Below are 22,432 nucleotides of genomic sequence, written 5' to 3' on the forward strand. Positions count from 1 at the left end.
AAGTCCCCTAAAGATCCCTGGTCAAACCCCGGTGTCCCCAGTGGGTGCCCCGGTTGTCACGGGTTCCTCTTCCACATCCTCGGTCTCAAGTTCAGCTTCCAGTTCGGCTTCCATCTCGGTCACGTTATTGTCGAGGACGACTTCCTCGTACCACCCAGTCAGTGATTCATCATCACGATCAAGCCAGCTTCCAGCCCCCCGATCGGGGTGGGTCACGCCGGCCGAGAACGCGAAAGAATCTCCGTGCTGCTGGATCCCCTTCCTTACGCCCTCGTCAATTGCCACACTGGCGTACTTGCGGCGCAGAACCAACGGATCCGTGGAAAGGTCCTTCCACCAGGCCACCATCATCAGGATGAGGATGATGGCGAACGGAAGAGCCGAAATCGTCACCAGGGCCTGGAGGGCACTGACCGTGTCCTCACCCCCGGTGATCAGCAGGGTGATGGCGGTGGCAGAGAGCGCCACTCCCCAGACGGCGGTCAGTCGCTTACTCGGGTTGCTCTTGCCCCGCTGGCTGATGGTCGCCATGACCAGTGAGGCCGAGTCAGCACTGGTCACGAAGAAGATGACCAGCGCAAACATGGCGATGATTGCCGTGATGGTTGCGAAGGGCAGGTTGCTGAGGACGCTGAAAAGGTATTCCTGACTGGAACCTGCGGCAGAGATATTGGCGCCGTTTTGCTCCATCCACATCGACGTTCCGCCAAGGGTCGAGAACCACAGCAGGCTGACCAGCGAGGGGATCACGATGACGACGGTGACGAACTCACGAAGTGTTCGCCCCCTGGAAATACGGGCGATGAACATGCCGACAAACGGGGTCCAAGAGACCCACCAGGCCCAGTAGTAGGTGGTCCAGCTCTCCATGAAGTCCGCGGCTTCCGGGGATGCTGAGGCCGAAACGGCTAGCATCGGGCCCAGTTCCGTCACGAAAGCAACCACAGCTGTTGGGATGAAGTCGAGAAGAAACAGGGTTGGTCCGGCCAGGAAGACGAACAGTCCGAGGCCGAGTGCCAACATCATGTTGATATTGGAAAGCATCCGAATCCCGCGTTTGACACCCGAGACCGCAGATAAAATAAAGGCAATGGTGAGGGCAACCATGAGGCCGATGATGACCCCGTTTCCAAGGGGTCCAATGCCCGCGACAATCTCGACCCCCTTGCCGATTTGCAGGGCGCCGAGCCCCAGGGACACCGCCGTCCCAAACAGGGTGACCAGAATAGCGAAAGTGTCGATGACACGACCGAAGGGAATGGCCAGCTTTTCACTAAAGATCGGCGTGAAAATGGCCGAGATCAGCGGTGATCGTCCTCGTCGGTAAGCCGAGTAGGCGATTGCACCACCCACCAGGGCGTAGTACGACCAGGCCATCGGACCCCAGTGCAGCAGGGTCTGCGCAATGGCTGCCTGCATCGCCTCAGGTGTCCCGGCATCGACCGTTGAGGCCGGGGGGACATTGAGGAAGAAGTGCAGCGGCTCGTAGGGGCCAAAGAAGAGTAGGCCAATCCCCATTCCAGCCGAGAAGAGCATGGCAACCCAGGAACCACGAGAAAACTCTGGTTCCTCGTCATCGGTACCGAGGACGATGTTGCCCTTAGCTGAGTAGCCCACCACCAGCATGAAGATAAAAACAGCAATGGTCAGCAGGGTGAAAAGCCAGCCGGTGTGGATGGACACCCAGTGCACCGCGACTCCAGCAGCGTGCCCCAGGGCTTCCGAGTCGAATGCACCGACGAGGACCAGAGCAACAACGGCGACTAGCGCCGCCCCCGACACCCACCAGTCAATGCGAAAACGTCTGCTGTTTTCATCAACGGCGATTCCGGGTAGAAGTGCTGGATGCAGGGCGCCATCCGCGCCTACCAGCTCGCGAACAGTTCGTGGAACCCGCGATGAGAGTGTTTTCTTGCTACGACTTGTCTGTTCAGACGACATTAGTAAAGTTGGGTTGCTTCCCCTTCTCCAAGGGTCGGACGACGTGAAAAACCCGGGGCCTCTCATGCAAAGATCTGGTCTGCAACACTGTCACCGACCAGATCTGTTAAGCAGGCTAACACGGGCCCAAATGGTGAGCCGGTTCTGGTTTCGAAGTTCCGGACAGCCTGAGACAATGAAAAACATGACTTCACAACTGACTTCTGAGCGTCGTATTGTCTTCGTTGACATTGATGGAACCCTGGTCAACCACGGCTCCCCCGTCCTCGATTCAGCGAGAGAAGCCGTGCGGGAAGCCCGACGCAACGGCCACCTGGTCTTCATTGCCACCGGCCGCGGTGAAGCCGATGTGCAACCCGATATTCGTGAGATCGGCTTCGACGGGGAGATCACCAACAGTGGGGCACTCGCCCACATTGGCAACGAAACTGTGCTGTCACGTCCGATGGAAGTGGCTGATATGCAGTTCCTTATCAACTACTTCGAGGGGCGGGGGATTCCCTACCTGGTGCAAACTCACGATCAGACCTACACCACCGAGGCGGCGAAGGCCGTCATGCTGGCCTACGACGCCTACCTCCGCGAGCAGCTGACGCCGGGAGACGATCTTGAAGAGGTCCATACCTTCGCCAACTTTGCCGCCGGTTTCCCCGATGTCTCAGAGGCCGATCTCACACATGCCGCCAAGCTGGTGTTCATTTCTGAGGCCGACCTGGACATGCGGGTAATTGCCGATGATATCGGGGATCGCTTTCACCTGGTCCCCGGAAGCATGCCGGTTTCAATCGGTTCCAACGGAGAGATTTCGCCGCGGGGGATAAACAAGGGCAGCGCCATCGAAGAGGTTCTTCGACGCCTCGCTATCCCCACCCAAAACGCCATCGGAATCGGGGACAGTTGGAATGACGTCGAGATGTTTGATGTTTGCGGTGAGGCCGTTGCCATGGCGGGCGCAGACCAGGGCGTCAAAGAACACGCCGATCACATCACGGGTTCTGTTGAAGAAGGTGGCCTTGCCCAGGCGTTTGCGAACCTGGGGCTGACCTCCGCTCACGTCCTCAACTAGGCAATCTGGGCGTGCCACTGCTGCAGTGACCGCACCTCGTCCCCACCCTCTCGGTGCTCGGCAATCCCGAGCGCTGCCATGTAGGCCTCAGAGGTGGTAGTGACGTAGGGAACCCGCGCCCGAATGGCCGCTTTACGCAGCACGCTGTCGTCATACTCAGACTCGGTTCCTGCCGGGGTGTTGATGACCAGCTGAACCTGCCCGTTACGAATGGCATCAACGGCACTGGGTCCGTCCTCGTGAACCTTGAAGATCAGTTCGGCGTGGATCCCGTAGGTGGCGAGATAGTCCGCGGTTCCATCGGTTGCAAGCAGCTGGAAACCACTTTCCACCAGTAGTCGAGCTGCGCGCAGCAGGTTGTCCCCGGGGCTACCCGGTCCCTCATCAACACGGTCGCGTCTCGCAATGGTGATGAGGGCGCATCCGGCGCTGGGAAGCTGTGCGAGGGCGGCTTCTTCAGACTTGTGGAACGCCAGCCCGGGTGAGGTCGCCAACCCCAGGACCTCGCCGGTCGAACGCATCTCGGGGCCAAGAACAGGATCGACCTCGGGAAACATATTGAAGGGGAAGACTGCTTCCTTGACCCCGAAGTAGGGCACATGCCGCTGCTTCAGCTTCAGCGCAGCGAGGGTTTCCCCCAGCATGAGCCGGGTGGCCAGGGATGCCATGTTGACGTCACAGATCTTCGAAACCAGGGGGACCGTCCTTGAAGCGCGTGGGTTGGCTTCGAGGACGTAGACGGTTCCGTCCGAAATGGCGTACTGGATGTTGATAAGGCCGATGACGCCAAGCTCAACGGCAATCCGCCTGGTGTAGTCCCTGATGGTCTCCAGTTCCGTATCCGAAATCGAGATACTGGGGATGATTGCCGCGGAATCACCGGAGTGGATTCCGGCGTACTCGACGTGCTCCATGACTGCGGGAACGAATGCCTCGCTGCCGTCGCACAGGGCATCGGCCTCGCATTCCAGCGCATTCTCAAGGAACTGATCAATCAGAATGGGGCGCTTTTCAGAGACGCCCTCGGCATTCTCCATGTAACTGCGCAGCGTTTCGTCATCGTGAATGATGGCCATTCCCCGTCCCCCCAAGACATAGGAGGGGCGCACGATCACCGGGTAGCCGATCTGGTGGGCGGACTGAACCGCGGCATCCGCGGTGACCACCATGTCGGCGCTAGGCATGGGGATCTCCAAGCGATCCATCAAGGCCCGGAAACGATCCCGGTCCTCAGCCAGATCAATCGTCTCCGGAGAGGTGCCGATGATGGGAACCCCGGCATCCTTGAGCTGCTGGGCAATGTTGAGCGGGGTCTGTCCGCCGAACTGGCACACCACCCCATCGGGCTGCTCGCGCTCCACAATGGCGAGGACGTCCTCGACTGTTAGCGGTTCAAAGTAGAGGCGATCAGCGGTGTCGTAGTCGGTTGAGACGGTTTCAGGGTTGCAGTTGACCATGATGGTTTCAAAGCCGGACTCCCGCAGGGTGTAGGCGGCGTGAACGCAGCAGTAGTCGAACTCAATCCCCTGACCGATGCGGTTGGGACCGCCGCCGAGAACCATGATGCGAGGCTTGGTGTGCGGAGGCCTTTCCTCTTCCCCACCCTCGGTTTCAACGGGGAAATAGGTGGAGTAGTAGTACTCGGCGTCCTCAACCCCTGAAACAGGGACGGTCCCGAAGTGGTGTTTGATGCCCCAGCCCAGGCGGACAGCGCGCAGTTCGGATTCGGCGACACCGAGGAGCCCCGCGAGGTAGGCATCGCTCAGGCCCGCCTGCTTGGCAGTGCGCAGGACTTCCCCGGGCAGCGTCTTGAGGTCGTAGAGGGTTACATCGACCTCGGCTGCCACGACCTGAGCCATCTGTTCCAGGAACCAGGGGGTGATCGAGGTGGCCTCTGCCAGCTGCGAAACCGAAATCCCCCGACGCAGTGCCTCATACAGCGCGTACTGGCGGTTCGAGGACGGAATGGTTGCAAGTTCCAGGAGCTCGTCCTCCCCCATCTGGCGCAGGGCGGGCACGTGCCCCAGACTGTCACGGCCGTTCTCAAGGCTGCGAGCCGCTTTGCCGAGGGCCTCTTTGTAGTCCCGGGCGATGCTCATGACTTCACCAACAGCCCGCATCTGGGTGCCTAGCTGATCTTTTGCAGCCGGGAACTTCTCAAAGGCCCAGCGGGCCATCTTGGCGACGACGTAGTCCCCCTCCGGGGTGTACTTCTCCAGGGTTCCATCGCGCCAGTAGGGGATCTCATCCAGCGTCAAACCGGCTGCAAGCAGGGTGGAGACCATCGCGATGGGCAGCCCCGTAGCCTTGGATGCCAGAGCAGAGCTACGGGAGGTGCGGGGGTTGATCTCGATGACGACGACGCGACCAGAGGCCGGGTCATGAGCCATCTGCACATTGGTTCCACCGATAACCCCGATCTCGCTGACGATGAGGTGGGCGATCTGTTCCAGTCGCCGCTGCAACGCTGGTTCGATGGTGAGCATCGGCGCGGTGCAGAAGGAGTCCCCGGTGTGAACACCCACGGGGTCGACGTTTTCGATGAAGCACACCGAGATCATCTGGTCCTTCGCGTCCCGGATGACCTCGACCTCTAGTTCCTGCCACCCGAGGATCGACTCTTCGATCAGAACCTGGTCGATGGGGGAAGCCTGGATTCCGCGAGCTGCGACCTCCGCCAGTTCGTCCTCGTCATCAACGAAACCACCTCCCGCACCCCCCATGGTGTAGGCGGGACGAACCACGACCGGGTAACCGGTGCTGGCGGCAAAAGTGACCGCATCCTCGACCGAGGTGACGGTCTTCGAGCGCGGGGTCTCAACCCCGATCTCTGCCATGACCCGCTTGAAGGTCTCGCGATCCTCCCCGCGTTCAATGACGTCACGGGTGATACCGATCATTGAAACTCCGTGACGTTTCAAGGTCCCCTCTTCCTCTAGTTTCACCGAGAGGTTCAGGGCAGTTTGACCGCCCAGGTTCGGCAGAAGAGCATCGGGACGGGAGGCCGCAATCACCCGCTCCAGGGACCCTGCTGTGAGGGGTTCAATGTAGGTCTCATCAGCCATCAGCGGGTCGGTCATGATGGTGGCGGGATTCGAGTTGACCAGGGCGACCTTGTAGCCAAGACGTCGCAGGGCTTTGCAGGCTTGGGTTCCCGAGTAGTCGAACTCGCAGGCCTGACCGATCACGATCGGGCCGGAACCAATAATCAGCACCTTGTCAATGTCATCCCGCTTGGGCATGTGGTCCTCCGACCCCCTCGACTGTGGGCCGCACATCGCGGCTGGTGCAGAGCCTAGGGCGGTAGGCGGGGAGGACGCGGGTTCCGTTCAGCGCTGGGGAGGCACTTGCGCAACCCCTTGTCGCGGGCGTAATGGGGGCGGGTTCTGCGGGTAACTGAGGCAAGGGGTCCATCTTGTCGGAGGGGGGTTCTATGGTGTGGAGGTTGGTAGAAACTGGTTTTGAGGGGATGGCTCAATGGACACGCTGGTGGTTGTGCTCTTGGTTTTGGTTCTGGTTACCAGCGCGGTGGCCGCTGTGGCAGCGGGGCTCCTTCTGCGCCGGTCGTCAGAAACCGCAGGGGCAAGAGGTGGAGGCTACGACCCAGCTGTGCTCTTCGGCCAGGTTGAGGCAGTCAACCAACAGTTGCGGGTAATAGAGGCGACCCAGGGGTCTCGTTCTGTCGAACTGCAGCAGGTCCTGGAGTCTCGACTTTCCTCCCTGGCATCAAGGAACAGCGAGGATGCTGCCCTCCGGATGAGGACGGAGTCAGCGATGAGGGAAGAACTGCAGAGGACTCTCGGAGAGCGGCTGACCCAGATGGAAAACCGGATCGCCGAACTTGCTAAAGAACAGAACCAGGGTCTCCTCCTAATGCGCCGTGACAACGCAACAGAGATGGAAAAGCTTCGTGCGAACAATGAGGCCTCCCTTGAAAAGATGCGTGTCACGGTTGATGAAAAACTGCAGGGAACACTTGAGAAGAGGTTGGGAGAGTCGTTCAAGTTGGTCTCTGACCGCCTTGAACAGGTGCAACGTGGACTTGGTGAGATGCAGAATCTGGCCACCGATGTGGGTGGCTTGAAGCGGGTTCTTTCTAACGTCAAGACCCGTGGCGCATGGGGTGAAGTCCAGCTCGCCCGCCAGCTGGAGGACATCCTCACGGTTGGTCAGTATGCAGAGAACGTAGAGATTCGGCCGAACTCCGGTGAGCGGGTTGAGTTTGCTGTATCGCTTCCGGGGCGAACCGAAAACACCACCGTCTACCTCCCTATCGACTCCAAGTTCCCCCAGGAGCCGTATGAGCGCCTGCTGGCGGCTCAGGAAGACGGCGATCTCGGGGCTATCGCGGCGGCGACGAAAGAACTTGAAAAGGCACTTCTGTTCCAGGCCTCCCAAATCAGTTCCAAGTACATTGCTGTCCCCCACTCCACAGATTTCGCCATCATGTACCTACCGACTGAGGGACTGTTTGCAGAGGCCATTCGGATGCCCGGCTTCGCCGCTGATCTGCAGCGTGACAAGCGCATCATCATCACTGGGCCCACCACCTTGATGTCATTGCTCAACAGCCTGCAGATGGGCTTCAAGACCCTGGCTATCGAGAAGCGTTCCTCAGAGGTGTGGCAGGTTCTCGCTGCCGCAAAGGCAGAGTTCGTCAAGTACGGGCAGGTCTGGGAAAAGTTGGGCAAGCAGTTGCAGACTGCCCAGAACACGGTTGAAGAGGCCGGACGCAGGACCCGCGCTGTGGAACGTCGCCTGAGGAATGTTGAGGACCTTGAGATTGAGGGCGGGGCCTCCCACGAACTGGTCAAAGACTCTGCAACTGGCCTGCCCTCACTATCCTGAGGCGCAGGCCACAGGCCAGTCCTTGTTCAGTGCAGAGATGAAACAGCAGGTGTTCCATGACTAGTACTTCCGATCCCCAGCAGACCTCACAGTCAACCGTAGGTGTGGTTGACGAAGCGGTAGATCCCTATCCCACTGTTCCTAAGGCCTGGTACAACATTGCGGCAGACCTGGCGGAACCCATTCCACCCCACCTGCATCCGGGAACGGGCGAACCAGTCACAGTTGACGACCTGGTGGCGCTCTTCCCAAGGGCCCTCGCGGAACAGGAACTAGCCACCGAGCAGTACATCGAGATTCCTGAGCCCGTCCGGGAGGTTTATGCGTCCTACCGCCGCACTCCCTTTCTTCGAGCCCGGCGCCTAGAGAAGGCCTTGGGAACCAAGTCCCGCATCTACCTCAAGTTCGAAGGGGCCTCTCCGGTTGGCAGCCATAAGCCAAACTCTGCCATAGCCCAGGCCTACTACAACGCCGCTGAAGGCATCACCAAGCTCACCACCGAGACCGGTGCGGGTCAGTGGGGTTCATCCCTGGCACTGGCTGGCGCCATGTTCAACATTGATGTTGAGGTGTGGCAGGTCAAGGCCTCTTATGAATCAAAGCCCTATCGCCGCTACCTAATGGAACTTTACGGCGGCAAAGTTCACTCCAGTCCCTCAGAGCTAACTGAGGCCGGTCGAGCCATTTTGGCTCAGCAACCCGAAACCACTGGAAGTCTGGGTATGGCGGTCAGTGAGGCTGTTGAGGTGGCGATGAAAGACCCGCAGGCGCGCTACGCCCTCGGTTCCGTCCTCAACCACGTCGTCCTCCACCAGACGGTCATTGGCCAGGAAGCCCAAGCCCAACTCGAAGAGGCCGGTGAGGGCGCCCCCGACGTGGTGGTGGGTTGCGCCGGCGGTGGTTCCAACCTGGCGGGACTGGCTTTCCCCTTCCTCAAGGATGTGATTTCGGGGCAGGCCACAACCCGGGTCATTGCTGCTGAACCGGCCGCATGTCCCTCACTGACTCAGGGAGAGTACCGCTATGACCACGGTGACTTCTCCGGCATGACTCCCCTGCTCAAGATGTACACGCTGGGCAAGGACTTCGTCCCGGATCCCATCCACGCGGGCGGACTGCGGTATCACGGCATGTCCCCGGCTCTCAGCCACACTGTCAAGCTGGGTTATGTCGATCCGGTTGCCATTGAACAGCAGGATGCTTTCAATGCGGGCATCCTGCTGGCGCGAACCGAGGGAATCGTCCCTGCCCCAGAGTCCACCCACGCCCTTGCCGCTGCCATCGACCGCATCAACGCTTCCGACGAAGAGGAAGTCGTGGTCATCGGGGTCTCCGGTCACGGCCAACTGGACCTACCGTCGTACTCCGCATTCGTCGGCAACTACGAGAGCCCGGTCAAGAAGTAGGGGCACCGTTCTTCCCAGGGTCACGCGCGACGCAGAGTCTCCAGCGCGCGTGAAACTCTGCGTGGCAGGTCCTCCGTGGCGTCCACAGGTAGCGCATTGACCGGCCACCATTTCACGTCCTCACTCTCATGGCTGACCGCGACGGTGTCATTCCGTCGGGCTGCGAAGGCAAAGCCAATGTCCCAGTGAACCCGGCAGGTACCAAAGGAAGATGAGAGGGCGTGGCGGTCTAAATCGACCGGCAGTGGGCTGAGTGCCTCAAGGGTGCTCAGCCCACTTTCCTCTAACCCTTCCCGCTGCGCAGCCGCAAACAGGGACTGGTCCTGGGACTCGATGTGTCCACCGAACTGCACCCAGAACTGACCTTTTCTATGGAAGCAGAGCAGTATCTCAGTGAGGTCCGGGTTGAACACGTAGGCGCTGGCCGTAAAGTGTTGCGCCGCAGACGTCTCTCGGTAATCGTGGTTCTCGTCCTCCGCGAACTCAACGTACTCGGAGAAAAGTTCTCCCAGGTCGATCCCATTCACGCGACACTCTTCCAGCGTCTTAGACACAGTCGGGTTCATTCGCCCACTCCCTCAATCTGCTTCTTACCAACTACCGCGTGGTGGCTAGTTTGCCTCACACCACTCCAGGAACTCCTCGGCCGCAATGATGGGTTTGTCGTACTGGGCAGCCTTCTTGGCCTTGCCCGACTGCGTTCCCCTCTCAGCCACCACAAGGACATCCATCTTGGTCTTGGTGACAGTCTGGGTTACAACCAGGCCGTGCTTGACCGCCAGGCTCTCCAGTTCTTCACGGAACATGAGGCGACCGTCATCGTTCATCACCGTGCCCGTGAAGCAGACCCTGGCCCCGGGGACCAACACATCCTGTGCCTGGGGCGGCCCGAAAAGAGTTCCGTCGTCCTCAGGCACCCGGGCTGGTCTGGCCCCAAACTTCTCGCGCAGGGCCTGCGCTGTCTCAAAGGCTTCCCGATCGGGTCCGAGGATCCTGCCCCACATGGTCTGCAATAGGGCATCGGCCTCAGCGCTGCCGACTTTCAGGCCAGTCAGTGTCATGCGATTCGCCACCCCGGGATCAGCGTGAAGCGGAGGTCGAGTAAGCAGCATCCCGGGACCTGCCGCAGCTTCCGGAAAGGCCGTCCCCCATTCATCAGGTAGACCGTCTTCACGGGACACACCTGCGGCTGCATCACGAATGGCGCGGGCCCGGTCCAGAGCACTCCCCCGGGTCAAAGCGCGGCGCAGATCAAGATGCAGGTCAAGGGTGGAGAGTTCTTTCCCCACCGGCATTTCAACCACCACCCCACCTCGCTTCAACTCTGAGTCGATCTGACCGAGGAGGTTGTCAATGTCTAGGCCAACGGGCACGCGACCACTCAGGACTGGAGCCAGGGCCGCCCAGGCTTCGGTGAGCACGGGAGCAAACTGAATGTCCCTCACCGCTATGCCGTAGTCGGCCTTGGCGTTGTAGAGGTCGCATGTGGGGTTGATGAGGGTGGAGAGCTCCTGACCGTCCTCGGTCACCGCCGCTATTTCGACGGGTCGGGGACGGTAACGGTCCCCTTCACTGCCCACCATCAGAGCCGACAGGTAGACCTCGCCCCGAGCACTACCGTGGCGCTTGCTTGATTCGAGGTAACGGCGTACCCGATTGTCGGTCTTCAGGTCCCGAGGTAGTACGTCCCGCTTCAGAACCAGACCCTCAAGACTGGTGCAGCGACTCAGTGCCACGTAGAGCTGCCCGCTCGCGAATGTGCCTCCGCTGAGATCCACCATCACCCTGTCGAGGGTTTGCCCCTGGCTCTTGTGGATCGTGATGGCCCAGGCCAACTTGAGGGGTAACTGGGTGAAGCTGCCAACTGACTTGTGGCGCAGGCGCCCGTCCTTGACCTCCGGCCTGGTGATTTCCCATTCGTGGGGTTCGACCTCAACAAGATCACCGTCCCGGGTTCGGACAGTCACCGACTCAGAGGGGGTGATGCCTTCAATGCGGCCCAGGGTGCCGTTCACCCAGTGGTCGTTCTGGTCATTATTAAGAAACATGACCTGAGCCCCAACCGTAAGGTCAAGTGACTGCTCAGCAGGAAACTCGAACGCATCCTTCTCTCCGGTCACGACGGCCTCGAAGCGATAGATCGGGGTTGATAACCTCGCCAGCATTTCATCATTTCGGGCTTTGGCAACCCGGTTGGTGGTGGTCAAAGTCAGCCAGAACTCATTAAGGGGCGGCTCAAAACCGGGGTTGGTGCGCTGGTTCAGCAGCGAACGGGCGTCGTTGAGCAATGCCCCATCCCGCACCCCATTCAGAAGGGATACCAGTTGGTAGTCACCAATCTGCCGGAAGACAGTAGAGAGTTCTACCGTGGGGAACCGGTCCCGCTTGAAGTACTGAGCAGAGAAGAAGAACGGCGTCCCGTACTTCTCCTCAAAGTAGGCCCGTTCGTCCTCGTGAACCACCGGCGGCAACTGGTAGAGGTCCCCCACCAGCACTAACTGCACCCCTCCGAACGGCTCACCAGGGCGGGGGCCAAAACGTTCAAGGGCGATCGCCATGGCATCGAAGAGGTCCGCCCGGAGCATCGAAACCTCATCGACGATCAGCGTGTCGAGACGGGCCAAAGCTTTCTGAAAGCGGGTGGGTCGGTAGCTGGCGCTACGCGCCCGAGAGTCGTCGTCACCCGGACGGAATGAGAAGAGGCGGTGGATCGTGTAACCGCCGACGTTGAGGGCAGCGATACCAGTTGGCGCCACCGTAATAGCCTTGCGTTTGGTGGTGGCCAGGAAGTTCCGCACCAGGGTCGACTTACCGGTTCCCGCCTTGCCCGTTACGAAGACATTCTCACCGGAATGGAGCAGCTCGAGAGCCCGCTCAAACTCCGCTGTCATGACAAGGTCGGGTTTTGACATCCCACAATCCTAGTCCGCTTCGGACTTCCATTCCGGAGGCAAAACCGACCTCACATTAGACGCCCGAGGAAGACGAACCTTCACTCACGAGCGGGCTCGCAATCTGACATTGGGCATCTTCGGTGCTGGGAGCGGCGGCAGTTGCCCCTCCGGATAGGGGCCAAAAAGGGCTGGCTTCCCCCTGTCGCGGGGATCTTCCGTTTCGAAGCCCAGTTCGGCCTGGTAGCGACGCCGAAACTCTTCGATCTCGTCGTGACTACGCCCGACGAGGTTCCACCACATGACGATCTGCTCATCAAACGGGATCCCACCGAGCAGAATTATGCGTGTCGCCTCCGGACCAGCCGTAAGCCGCATCGTCCTCGACCCCGGCGGCACGTAGCCGAGTTGCCGGTGTTCGACCAAAGTGTCGTTCACCCGAATGTTCCCGCTCTCCGCAAGCGCGGCGTACTCAAAGTCCTCACGAGTTGCGAACTCGACTTGAGCGTTTGGGGCGAGGACGAACTCGACCCCGAGCAGTTCGGCGGTACGCGTTTGGACCGGTGAGGTCGAGCCGAGCAGCGAACCGATGAACACCCGGGCTTCCCCTCCCGGGAAGGACACTGGCTCAGGCCGATAGTGGGCAAAGTCCTTGGCTGAGAAGCGCGTCGCGTCAGGCAGCGCATACCAGAGCTGGACACCGTGAAGCACGGTGGTGTCCTCACTACTAATCTCCTGGTGGGTGATCCCGCTTCCAGCCAGCATCAGGTTCAGCTCCCCTGGAAGCACCTCAGCCGCTACCCCGTTGGAGTCAAGGTGGTGGATACGTCCGGTGAAGATCCACGACACGGTGGCGAGTCCGGTGTGAGGGTGGCGTGGCACCACCATTCCCCCTGTGGCTGCGACGTCGTCGGGTCCGTAGTGGTCCAGAAAGCACCATGAGCCAACCAATGATCGTTCTCTCTGCGGCAGGGTGCGGTGCACGGTCATCGCCCTGATGCCCCCGAGCGGGACCGCACGCGGCGCCAGCACCTCCACGTCCGTGCAAACCTCGCCCGGGCCGAGGACGTCAAACGGTGGATCAGCTTCCTGGTTGCTCATCTGCCCTCCTAGTTGCTTGAGAATACCTTGGAAGCTCTCCATCCCACCTAGGGTGGCGGGCTCCAAATCGGTCTGTAAGGACGGCAATCTCACCCTCGGTACAAGTTCCATCCGACCTATGCTGAAGTGGCTATGCCTGACTTTGAAACTGCCCCTAATGAATCCCAGCTTGACCTGCTGGTTGACCTTTTCGACCACGGCCCCGTCGCCCTCATCACGGGTGCTGGGGTAAGTACTGATTCGGGGATTCCCGACTACCGCGGCCAGGGCACTCCCCCACGTACCCCAATGAGTGTCCACCAGTTCTCCACCGAGCACCGCTACCGGCAGCGTTTCTGGGGTGGAGCACGGATCGGCACCGAGCACTGGAAGTCGATTCAGCCCAATGACGGTCACCGAGCTGTGGCCCGCCTTGAAGCGGCCGGCCTACTCTCGGGTGTCATCACGCAGAACACCGACGGACTACACCGCCGAGCTGGTTCGAAGAAGGTAGCCGAACTGCACGGTAACGGGTCGATCATGCGCTGTGTTGAGAATGGACACCGCTGGAACCGTGAGGAAACTCTGGCGTGGTTCGACGTCGCTAACCCCGGTTTCGTGGAGAAGAACCGTGACGCCCAACTGACACCGGACGGTGATGCTGACGTGCGGGATGTTGACGAGGTCGTCGTGCCGATCTGCCCTGCCTGCGGAGGCCAGCTGCGTCCCGATGTCGTCTACTTCGGCGAACACGTCCCCACCACAACCTTCGCCCTCGCCGAAGAGATCCTGGCAGGGGCCGGAGCACTGCTGGTGGCGGGCTCATCCCTTGCTGTGAACACCCCGATCCGGGTCATCAACCGCGCTGAAGCCAGGGACCTTCCCATCGGCATCATCAACCGCGGCCCCACCGCCATCGACTCACGCCCCTCCATCGCCGTGCGCATCGAAGGTGGCACCACCGACTGGCTGGGGGCCCTGGCTGGGAGGCTCGGGGCCTAGCGCTGACGGCACCGCCTTAGATTTCACTCGAGAAAGCGCCATCCAAGGGCCTGAAGCTGGCTACTCCCCGCCCTTCGCCAACTTCGACGGCCACCAGATCGCGCGCCCGATGTCCGTGGCCAGGGCCGGCACAAGCAGCGACCGCACGATGAACGTGTCCAGCAGAACGCCGAACGCAACGATGAAGGCTATCTGCACCAGGAACAGGATGGGTATGACCGCAAGCGCCGCAAACGTCGCCGCGAGGACCAGACCGGCCGAGGTGATAACTCCACCAGTAATGGCTAGACCGCGTGAGATTCCGTCGCGAGTCCCGTGCTTGATCGATTCCTCCCGCACCCGGGTCATCAGGAAGATGTTGTAGTCAATCCCCAGGGCAACCAGGAACACGAAGCCGTACAGCGGCACCGCGGGGTCAACTCCCGGGAACTTGAAGACGTGGTTGAACATCAGCGCGGCAACACCGAGGGCGGTCCCGAAGGAGAGGACGGTCGTGCCAATGAGGATCAGGGGCGCCACCACTGAACGCAGCAGCAGCATAAGGATCACCAGGATGACCACCAGCACCACGGGAATGATGAGGGTGCGGTCGTGAACCGAGGCGTCGTTCGTGTCCACTGCCGTTGCCGTTACCCCGCCGATGAGGGCGCCGGTGTCGGTCAGTTCGGCTCGTGCAGTACGAATGGTTTGCTCTGCTGCCTCGGAGTCCGCGGCGTCGGTCAGGGTGACCTGAAGCAGCACCTCACCGTTGGATACGGTTGGCTCTGGTGCCGGGGTTCCAGGCGGTCCGAATGCCTGGATTCCCTCGGCGGTGACGAGGGCGGTACCACTCGGTGAGTCTGCGGCCGTAACCGCGATGCTATCCACGCCCTCTAGGCTAAGCAGGGTATCCACCGTCGGCTGCAGTTCGTCCTCGGTTGTCAAGACGTACATGGGGCTGCCGGAACCACCCGGGAAGTGGTCCCCCAGGACGACCTGTCCGTCGCGGGCTTCACTGGGGCCCAGAATGAGGTCGGACTGCGAGACACCGGAGGCGTTGAGTTGTCCCGCGCCGAACACCCCGGCAATGAGGACAACTACCGTGACCACCCAGATGGGACGTGGGTTGGAGCGAATCTTCTTGGCTAGGCGAGCCCAGATCCCAACCGGCATGCCGTGTTCTTCGGCAACGACCTCGGGTTCATAGTGGGGAACTCGCGGCCAAAACGCCGCCCTACCGAACGCGAAGAGGATCGAAGGAAGCAGGGTGAGGGCGGCCAGCATCGCGAACACGATGCCGATTGACGCCACCGGACCCAGCGCACTGTTGGACTTGAGGTCAGACAGAAGCAGGCACAACAACCCGGCGATAACCGTTCCACCGGAAGCCAGAATCGGTTCCACAGACGCTCGCAGAGCCTGCCTGGTTGCGACCCCCTTGTCCCGCGTCTTTCTCAACTCTTCCCGGTAGCGGGAGACGTAAAGAAGCGAGTAGTCGGTGGCGGCACCAATGACGAGGATGAAGAGGATGCCCTGGGTCTGCCCGGACAGCATGAACAGTCCGGCCTTCGCTAGCCACCAGTTGGTCAGCAGCGCGACCGTCAGCGCCATCATGCTGGTGGTCAGGACCGCCACCGGCAGAAGTAGAGAGCGGTAGACAACGACCAGGATGATGAAAACAGCGATGAGGGCGACACCGAGGAGAAGCCCGTCAATCCCAGCAAATGCGTTGGCGAGGTCGGACGTGAACCCAGCCGGCCCGGTGACGTAGACCTGAACACCCTCGGGGGCTGAAGCCCGCAGATCGTCGCCTATTGCCGCGGTGATTTCGAGGACGTTGTCTGGATCCTCGATGGGGACGAATACCTGGGCGGCCAGGCCGTCCTCGGACGGAATGAGGGGAGAGACTTCGGTTGACACTCCTGCCACATTCTGTGGGAGGGCTGCAACGGCCTCACTGAGCTGCCCCAGCTGTTCTGGTGTCAGCGGGGAGTCGCCCTCGATAACCACCACCGCCGGAATGGCGTCGGAGTCGCGGAAGTCAGCCTGGCGTTCCTGCACCTGGGTCGCATCGGATGAGGACGGAAGGTAGGCACCCTGCTCATTGGAGGAGACCTCACCAACACGGCCGAAGTAGGGGCCACCCACACTTCCGGCAGCGAGCCACAGAAGGATCAGCAGAGCGGGAATCAGGATTCTTGCCCAACGTCGACCCTTCTGCCCCTCATGTCTAGGCTTCGCCTGCTGTTTTGCCAGCTCAGTTTTCATAATTTCCAACCTTACCTAGCCAAGTTGCTTTATCTAGCTTGGCTAATAAATGATGTGGGCTAATATAACACCATGGCGAGTAATACTTCAATTCCAGATGATGTCCCGGGTCTCTACGATGTCGAAGCAAATGACCCCGATAGCAGGCTGGTTGATCGATCCCAGATGGATGACGCCTCAATGCGCCAGATCGGGAAAATCATGTCTGCCCTGAAGGCGCTAAGGGATGCCGAGGACCTGCTCACTGAGGCATCTTTGACCTATATGAAACTGGGCCGGAACGACATGCGGGCCCTGCACTACCTCATCGTCACGGCCAACAGTGGCGAGATAGCCACCCCAAGCATGCTTGCCGCTCACCTCAAGATCTCCACGGCGTCAACTACCAAGCTGCTCGATCGACTTGAGCGCGGCGGACACATCACCCGTTCCATTCACCCCGATGACCGGCGCGCCATCGCCCTCGCAATCACGCCACAGACGCGTGAGGCCGCAATGTCCACGGTCGGGCGCCAGCAGGCCAAACGCTTCCACGCAGCTGCCCGCTTAACACCGAAGGAAAGGGAGGTCGTGGCACGCTTCCTGTGGGATATGGCCGGTGAACTCGACATTTCTAACGAGGCCTGGGCTACCGAGCACAGCTAGTCATCTGGGAAATCCCTCTGAACAGCCGAAGTCTCCCTGTTCTTTGCTTCAGTCAGCCCACGAAAAGACGAGCACCATCGCGGACTCGAAGGTCCGGCCTCAGTAGCACTGCTCGCGGAAGTTACCGAAGACTTTCAGCAGCCAGCTCATCTTCAACAAGCTGGAGCAGGTGCTCTGAAAAGGCAACGATTCGCACCTCTTCAACATTGGTTGGGGTACTAGCCAGCGTGGTTACTGCCGCATTGATCGCGTCACGCTCTGGCCATCCGTAAACTCCGGCGCTCAAAAGCGGAACAGCAATCGTCTGAGCACCGAGTTCGTCCGCCACCTGAAGAACCCGGCGATAACAAGACTCCAACAGCCCGCGGTCACGCTGTCCTGCGGCATAGTTCGGGCCGACGGTATGGATCACCCAGTTGGCAGGGAGGTCCCCCGCAATCGTCCAGCCAGCGTCACCTGTCACGAGCCCATTAGGGAATCGCTCGATGCAGTCCTGGAGTACCTGGGGTCCACCTACCCGATGGATGGCGCCATCCACACCGCCACCACCTCGCATGCGCTCGTTCGCCGCATTGACGACAGCATCAACGTGCTGCTCAGTGATGTCCCCAAGAACCGCCGTGATTCTCATAGCCGCGCCTTCCTGATCTCGTCCTCATCCAGGATATCGACGACGTTCAGCATCAGCAGAGCACTAGCTCTCGCAATGTGCTCCGAGCCTGCCTTGATCCAGATACCCAATGTCACGATGTCTGGTTCAGGTAAAAGGTGTTCAGGCGCCTACTGAACTCGTCGGCTTGGTGGATGTTCCACTCGTGGCCGGCGTTGGGCACAAGCTGTAGCTCAGCCGCTGGAATGCTGGCAGCAAGTTCCCTTGCGGCGGCAAGGTTTGGAAGGTCTCTGCGCCCACACATTACAAGGGTCGGAGCAGCGATCTGCGGCAGCTCTGCTCGGAAGTCCGTTTCGCCGACGGAGCGGAGGATGGTGAGCATCCGCTGCTTGCTCATACCTGGCTGGGTAAGCAACCTGGCTGGGAGGACCCGCATGATCGAGTTCTGCACCTTCATCAGTAGGGGGTTAGGACGAACCTGACCTCCAGAGAGCACAAGTGACGCCACCCGCTCCGGGTAGTCGATAGCGAACCGGGTGGCAACCATCGCACCAAACGACAGCCCGCATAGGTGCACCTGTCCGATACCCCGCTGATCAAGCAAATCACGAACTGCGTCGGCCACGACGGTGAGTGAAAACCCCTCACCTTCTGCACCGATGAAGTCAAGTAAGTTCGGGGCGCTTCCGGTGAAACCATCAGGGAGTGCAGCGATTTGGGCACTCCAAGAGTTGGGGCCAGCGCCTATCCCGTGCAGGAACACGACTGAATGTGTCTTGGTTGCCATTGCCCCACAATAGCCGCGGGGCGTTGAGTCGTACCTGGCTCCCTTGGCAGATACCTCGACCGGAACACCCACCGTAGAAAAAGAATGAGGTCCAAACCTTCGCGAAAGTTAGGACTATCAGCGAGGGTTTGAACCTCTCCCATATGGGGTGGCTGACGGGACTTGAACCCGCGACAACCGGCACCACAAGCCGGGGCTCTACCAACTGAGCTACAGCCACCATTGCTACTTTTGGTTTTCCAACCTTCAACAGCAAGTACAGATACTAGCAGACCTAATCAGGGTCAAAGACCACTCACCAACCCAGTTCATCCAGTTCATCATCATCCAGGCCGAAATAGTGCCCTATCTCGTGAACGACTGTGCGGTATACCTCTTCTTTGACGGCCTCACGGGTCTTGTAGATGCGCACAATGTTGCTCTGGTAGATGGTGATTGTGTCCGGCATGGCACCGGCATAGAAGCCGCGTTCGGTCGCCGGAACCCCACGATACACCCCGAGCAGGCTGCGTGATCCCCGGGGCGCCTCACCCTCAACGATGAAGGCGCAGTTCTCCACCGCCTCGGTGAAGTGAGCGGGGACGCGCTCCAGCGCCTGCTCCACCATTTCTTCAAACTCTTCGTCGGTGATTGGCGACTCTGGGTCACCGGGTGCGGTTGGAAGGGGAGGCGCCTCGGCCTCCCCACCAGCCGCGTCCTCGTTCATCACCAAAACGCACGCATGCCAATGGCGTCAGCGAAGTTACCCATGGCCTCGGGAGTCGCGTCCACATAGAGGTCGGCGTCGACGAGGGCGATCTCCATCACCAGGAACGACCCTTCCCCATCCGGCACCACGTCCACGCGGTTGTAAAGGAACTGCTCATCACGGCCAATGCGCGAGCGCACGTAGTCGTGGATGACCGCACGAATCTGCTCACCCCACATAAGTTCCTGCTCGGTGGGAATGTGCGCCTCGGTCACGGCCTCACGAATCGAACGGTCCGTAACCTCTGAGGGGTGCAGCAGCGCCTTCTTCTGCACGGCGTGAGAGAGCAGCCCGTTGAAGAAGACCAGTGACATTTCACCGTGAACATCAATCTCTTCGCGGTAGCGCTGCACCATGACGTCGCGACCTTCAGCCAGCAGCCCCATGGCCTGTCCGATGGCGGCCTGACGCTGGGACAGATCAAGAGTCGAGTAACGGCCAATGTCACGCACACCCGAAGACACGGTTGGCTTAACGACAAAGTCACCGAAGGCGGGGAATCGGGCGTGAACCTGACGCTTCTCGTAGTTCTTCGAAGCCTGGATCCAGGTGGTCTGAATCGTCGGCAGGCCACGGCTTGCCAGCTCTTGCAGATAGTGCTTGTCCGAGTTCCACGTCAGCACATCCGCACTGTTCAGCAGTCGCGGCACCGTCCTCGCCCACGCGAGGAACTTCTTACGGTCCCTCGCGTAGTCAACCACCGAACGAACGACGACCATTCCCGCCGCCTCCCAGTCGACATCCGGATCCGTCCAGACCTTGATCTGGGGGTCCATGCCGCGTTCTGCAAGCGCGTCAAGCAGCCCGTTCTCATCCGGGTAGAGGTTCGGCATCGAAGCCGCGGTCGCAAGGGTCACCTTTGGTTTGCTCATAGACCTCAGGATACCGGGTCGCCAGAACTTCCTACGCTGCTTGACGCTTTATCGTCGAGGACGAAATCCTCTCCTTCTAACGAAGCCCCTCCGGACGAGCCGCCGCCTCTTCGATCAGGGCGTGCACCAGCTGCGGGTAGGTGATACCCACGGCACCAAACATGGTCGGATACAGCGACGCCGGGGTGAAGCCGGGCAAAGTGTTGATCTCGTTGAGGATCAGTCGTCCCGTCTCTTCGTTGTAGAAGAAGTCGATGCGGGAAATTCCCTCTCCCTCCACCGCCTCAAAGGCGACGAGGGCGGTCTCCTGGATCCGCCGTGCCACTCCTTCGGGCAGGTCTGCCGGGCAGTCGAGGGCGACGGCATTGGGGTCGAAGTACTTGGACTCGTAGTCGTAGAACTCTTCCGTGAGGACACGAATCTCGCCGATGGCCGAAGCTGTCAGGGAACCGTCCGCGGTCCCGAGGACGCCGCACTCCACCTCTCGGCCGGGACTGGCGGCCTCCACTATCACGCGGGGGTCGTGGGACATGGCCTCTTCGACCGCCGCATCCAGCTCGGAGGGACCATCGACTTTAGAAATCCCCAATGAGGAGCCGGCGCGGGTTGGCTTCACGAACACCGGGTAGCCCAGTTGCCCGATGCGCTCGCGACACGAGGCCGCGTCCCCCTGCCAGTCGACCCTGGTGAAAGTGGTCCACTCCCCCACATCAATGCCCGCGGCACCGAGCACCGTCTTGGTGAGGTACTTGTCCTGGCACACCGCCGAGGACGCCACGCCGCAGCCGACGTAGCGGATGCCGGACATCTCCAGGAGACCCTGCAGGGTTCCGTCCTCACCAAATGGTCCATGCAGCAACGGGAAGACCACATCAATCTCACCGATTGTGGTGACAGTGGCGACGATCATCGCGCCCGCCTCATCGACCTCGTACTGAATCAGGGTCTTGGTGCCGGGAAGAATCGCGACTCGCAGGTCACCGGCCTCAACCGTGTATCCGCCACTGTCGCTGAGGGCGTAGGCCGAAGGGTCATTCGGCATTGGGACCCACAGTCCCTCAGGGGAGATTCCCACGGCGAAGGTCTGCCACACCTCCTCGTTGATGGAGGCGAGGACGCCCCCGGCGGTGGCACACGAAATCTGGTGTTCCCCGGAAGTCCCCCCGAAGAGGACGACGACAAGAGGGCGCTGCGAATCAGTCATGAGGAAACTCTAGTCCAGCAGCTCGATCTCCCAGCCGTCCATCTTTTTTGGTCGACCCAGAAGCATCTCTCCCATGTCGGCGACGGTGGCGCGGCCCTCCACCACCTCGACGACACCGCGCGTAATCGGCATGTCGACGTCGTGGTCCTGCGCCAGCTGCAGCATCGGGACGGCAGTCTTGGCGCCCTCGGCAATACCCGGGGACAGCGCCAGCGCCTCCTCGAGGCTCATCCCCTTGCCCAGGCGGAACCCCAGCGAGTAGTTGCGGGACAGTCGCGACGAGCAGGTAGCAACCAGGTCGCCAACCCCCGCGAGGCCTGAGAACGTGCTGGGCTTGGCTCCGAGCGCTACCCCCAGTCGGGTCATCTCAGCCAGGCCGCGGGTGATCAAAGTGGCGCGGGTGTTGGCACCCAAACCCATGCCCTCGGAAGCTCCGATGGCGAGGGCGATGACGTTCTTTGCCGCACCCGCCACCTCAACCCCGAGGAGGTCGCTACTGACGTAGGGACGGAAGTAGTCGTTGTGGCACAGTTGGGCGATCATCTTGCCCGTCTCAACATCCGTGCTGGCCACGACCGAGGCCGTGGGCTGGTGCATGGCGATCTCCATTGACAGGTTCGGCCCCGAGATCACCGCGAGCTGAGCCGCATCCAGGTTGCCCGCCGCACCCATTAGCTGGGAGACGGTCCGCATGGTGCCGGGTTCGATCCCCTTCGAAAGTGACACGTAGGGAACGTCCGGAGCGAACTCAACAGCCCGGCCCACCATCTGCCCGGTGACGCTGACGGGAACCGCCAGAAACACGGCCTTCGCCCCGTGGACTGCCTGTTCGAGGTCGGTGGAGGCAGAGATACTTTCCGCTAGTTCCACCCCTGGCAAATATGCCGAGTTTTCTCTGGAGTTGACCATGTCAACGACGGTTTCGCGACGCCCCCACATGCGCACTTCATGCCCGGCATCCGCCAGAACCTGCGCGAAAGTGGTCCCCCAGGACCCTGTACCCAAAACTGCAACATGACGCTCTGTTCGTCCCACCGTGGACCCCTTAGAATTAGTTGTGCTACCTCTATTGGCCTAAACCTAAG

17 protein-coding genes and 1 tRNA gene are annotated in these 22,432 nt (G+C 60.6%); 5 read left to right on the forward strand and 13 right to left on the reverse strand.

From position 1 onward, the window contains the following. Positions 1-21: 21 nt before the first annotated feature. A complete protein-coding gene (locus CS903_RS05555; protein ID WP_099332570.1) occupies positions 22-1,941 on the reverse strand; it encodes a BCCT family transporter in 1,920 nt (639 codons plus the stop codon). Positions 1,942-2,125: 184 nt separating this feature from the next. Between CS903_RS05555 and CS903_RS05560 the strand changes: the two genes are divergently transcribed. Further along, positions 2,126-3,007, forward strand: coding sequence for an HAD family hydrolase (locus CS903_RS05560; RefSeq protein ID WP_164996693.1), 882 nt, complete (start codon positions 2,126-2,128; stop codon positions 3,005-3,007). Here the strand turns inward: CS903_RS05560 and carB are convergent. Then, positions 3,004-6,249 carry a carbamoyl-phosphate synthase large subunit gene (gene carB, locus CS903_RS05565; protein WP_099332571.1) on the reverse strand — a complete coding sequence of 1,082 codons (3,246 nt, stop codon included), beginning with the start codon at positions 6,247-6,249 and terminating at the stop codon, positions 3,004-3,006. The two genes, CS903_RS05560 and carB, sit on opposite strands and share 4 nt — an antisense overlap. A gap of 235 nt (positions 6,250-6,484) precedes the next feature. Here carB and CS903_RS05570 point away from each other — a divergent pair, with 235 nt between their 5' ends. Together CS903_RS05570 and CS903_RS05575 are read left to right on the forward strand one after the other, a co-directional pair. Then, positions 6,485-7,855: a DNA recombination protein RmuC gene (locus CS903_RS05570; protein ID WP_099332572.1), complete on the forward strand. Its 1,371-nt coding sequence runs from the start codon at positions 6,485-6,487 to the stop codon at positions 7,853-7,855. A 56-nt stretch (positions 7,856-7,911) separates the two neighbouring features. After that, positions 7,912-9,261 (forward strand): TrpB-like pyridoxal phosphate-dependent enzyme, encoded by a 1,350-nt coding sequence (locus CS903_RS05575; RefSeq protein ID WP_099332573.1) that lies wholly within the window; start codon positions 7,912-7,914, stop codon positions 9,259-9,261. Positions 9,262-9,281: 20 nt separating this feature from the next. Here CS903_RS05575 and CS903_RS05580 read toward each other — a convergent pair whose 3' ends face one another. The 3 genes from CS903_RS05580 to CS903_RS05590 form a co-directional block, all read right to left on the reverse strand. Beyond that, positions 9,282-9,827, reverse strand: a complete 546-nt coding sequence (locus CS903_RS05580; protein WP_099332574.1) for an NUDIX hydrolase — start codon at positions 9,825-9,827, stop codon at positions 9,282-9,284. Between the two features lie 45 nt (positions 9,828-9,872). After that, entirely contained in the window at positions 9,873-12,173 is a 2,301-nt protein-coding gene (locus CS903_RS05585) for an AAA family ATPase (protein ID WP_099332575.1), read from the reverse strand. Between the two features lie 84 nt (positions 12,174-12,257). Beyond that, complete coding sequence (locus CS903_RS05590; protein WP_099332576.1) at positions 12,258-13,253, reverse strand: pirin family protein; 996 nt, start codon at positions 13,251-13,253, stop codon at positions 12,258-12,260. A 132-nt stretch (positions 13,254-13,385) separates the two neighbouring features. Here CS903_RS05590 and CS903_RS05595 point away from each other — a divergent pair, with 132 nt between their 5' ends. Then, positions 13,386-14,234, forward strand: a complete 849-nt coding sequence (locus CS903_RS05595) for a Sir2 family NAD-dependent protein deacetylase (protein WP_099332577.1) — start codon at positions 13,386-13,388, stop codon at positions 14,232-14,234. Positions 14,235-14,294: 60 nt separating this feature from the next. Here the strand turns inward: CS903_RS05595 and CS903_RS05600 are convergent, their stop codons facing one another. After that, complete coding sequence (locus tag CS903_RS05600) at positions 14,295-16,481, reverse strand: MMPL family transporter (RefSeq protein WP_099332578.1); 2,187 nt, start codon at positions 16,479-16,481, stop codon at positions 14,295-14,297. A 72-nt stretch (positions 16,482-16,553) separates the two neighbouring features. Between CS903_RS05600 and CS903_RS05605 the strand changes: the two genes are divergently transcribed. Further along, the gene (locus CS903_RS05605; protein WP_099332579.1) at positions 16,554-17,126 is read left to right on the forward strand and encodes a MarR family winged helix-turn-helix transcriptional regulator; all 573 of its coding nucleotides are present in this window, start codon (positions 16,554-16,556) and stop codon (positions 17,124-17,126) included. A gap of 121 nt (positions 17,127-17,247) precedes the next feature. Here the strand turns inward: CS903_RS05605 and CS903_RS05610 are convergent, their stop codons facing one another. The 7 genes from CS903_RS05610 to CS903_RS05640 all read right to left on the reverse strand — a co-directional run bounded on the left by CS903_RS05610 (position 17,248) and on the right by CS903_RS05640 (position 22,382). Further along, the gene (locus tag CS903_RS05610; RefSeq protein WP_099332580.1) at positions 17,248-17,757 is read right to left on the reverse strand and encodes a macro domain-containing protein; all 510 of its coding nucleotides are present in this window, start codon (positions 17,755-17,757) and stop codon (positions 17,248-17,250) included. A 112-nt stretch (positions 17,758-17,869) separates the two neighbouring features. Continuing rightward, positions 17,870-18,523, reverse strand: a complete 654-nt coding sequence (locus tag CS903_RS05615; protein WP_099332581.1) for an alpha/beta fold hydrolase — start codon at positions 18,521-18,523, stop codon at positions 17,870-17,872. 144 nt (positions 18,524-18,667) lie between these two features. After that, positions 18,668-18,743, reverse strand: a tRNA-His gene (locus tag CS903_RS05620). A 75-nt stretch (positions 18,744-18,818) separates the two neighbouring features. Continuing rightward, the gene (locus tag CS903_RS05625; protein ID WP_099332662.1) at positions 18,819-19,229 is read right to left on the reverse strand and encodes a metallopeptidase family protein; all 411 of its coding nucleotides are present in this window, start codon (positions 19,227-19,229) and stop codon (positions 18,819-18,821) included. Beyond that, positions 19,229-20,143: a DcsG N-terminal domain-containing protein gene (locus CS903_RS05630; RefSeq protein ID WP_099332582.1), complete on the reverse strand. Its 915-nt coding sequence runs from the start codon at positions 20,141-20,143 to the stop codon at positions 19,229-19,231. The genes CS903_RS05625 and CS903_RS05630 overlap by 1 nt, the downstream gene beginning before the upstream one ends. 76 nt (positions 20,144-20,219) lie before the next feature. Beyond that, a complete protein-coding gene (locus CS903_RS05635; RefSeq protein WP_099332583.1) occupies positions 20,220-21,347 on the reverse strand; it encodes a D-alanine--D-alanine ligase family protein in 1,128 nt (375 codons plus the stop codon). A gap of 9 nt (positions 21,348-21,356) precedes the next feature. Further along, the gene (locus tag CS903_RS05640) at positions 21,357-22,382 is read right to left on the reverse strand and encodes an NAD(P)H-dependent glycerol-3-phosphate dehydrogenase (protein ID WP_099332584.1); all 1,026 of its coding nucleotides are present in this window, start codon (positions 22,380-22,382) and stop codon (positions 21,357-21,359) included. Between the last annotated feature and the right edge of the window lie 50 nt (positions 22,383-22,432).

It is taken from the genome of Actinomyces minihominis, from assembly GCF_900187855.1.
Classification (GTDB): domain Bacteria; phylum Actinomycetota; class Actinomycetes; order Actinomycetales; family Actinomycetaceae; genus Scrofimicrobium; species Scrofimicrobium minihominis.